General features: G+C 73.4%; 1 protein-coding gene. It reads left to right on the top strand.

Annotated elements, in window-relative coordinates; all coding sequences use genetic code 11:
• Positions 1-23: 23 nt before the first annotated feature.
• The coding region (locus KDH83_RS32305) for a hypothetical protein (RefSeq protein WP_212323312.1) at positions 24-297 on the top strand (274 nt) is incomplete at its 3' end.

Genomic DNA, 297 nt, shown 5'->3' with positions numbered 1-297 from the left:
TCGGGCTGGACGCGCAGCGTCACATGACGATCGATGGCACCGTCACGGCGGCCGACGGCGGCCTGCGGGCCGTGGCCGGCGGCGATCTGACGCTTGGCGCGCAGGGCCGCGCCGCCTCCAAGGGCACGGTAGACCTGCAAGCCGGCCGGGATCTCACGGCCAGCGGCGCGCTCAGTTCGCTGAACGCATTGACCCTGCAGGCCGCGCGCCAGGCCACGGTCGGCGGCAAGCTGTATGCGACTGGACCGCTCACCCTCACGGCCGGCACCGATCTGGCCGCGCTGCTCGGCTCGCATC

The sequence above is a fragment of the Achromobacter sp. Marseille-Q0513 genome (assembly GCF_018195695.1).
Taxonomy (GTDB): Bacteria; Pseudomonadota; Gammaproteobacteria; order Burkholderiales; family Burkholderiaceae_B; genus Achromobacter.
Note: the sequence above shows the minus strand (reverse complement) of the source record. Positions and strands in the feature narration are given on the sequence as shown.